Genomic DNA, 283 nt, shown 5'->3' with positions numbered 1-283 from the left:
CGAGGACCCCTGGCTGGGGCCGGACACCCATGGCTGCGGCACGGTGCCGGGGACGTCCCCGGGCAAGTCGGTGGAAATGTACGTGGAAACCATGAAGCTGGCGCTGCGCATCACCTTTGGCGAAGACGACAAGATCGGCGACCTGGTTCGTCGTGTGCCGCAACGGCCGTGGTATGCGCGGCATCGGTCGCTGCGCGGGATCGTGACCTGAAGGGTGTATTGTAATGTAGCTGCTGTGGGAGCGGGCTTGCCCCGCGATACGATGCGACTGATAGTACGCAAT

The 283-nt window shown here is 63.6% G+C and carries 1 pseudogene; it reads left to right on the top strand.

The window, feature by feature from the left end:
* Window positions 1-211: pseudogene (locus tag M2D63_RS25720) on the top strand (PvdJ/PvdD/PvdP-like protein); the annotation flags it as partial.
* Between the last annotated feature and the right edge of the window lie 72 nt (window positions 212-283).

Origin of the sequence: Pseudomonas sp. BJa5, assembly GCF_030272875.2 — a bacterium.
Taxonomy (GTDB): Bacteria; Pseudomonadota; Gammaproteobacteria; order Pseudomonadales; family Pseudomonadaceae; genus Aquipseudomonas.
The sequence above is the reverse complement of the archived record's forward strand: the minus strand, read 5'-3'. Positions and strand labels throughout refer to the sequence as shown.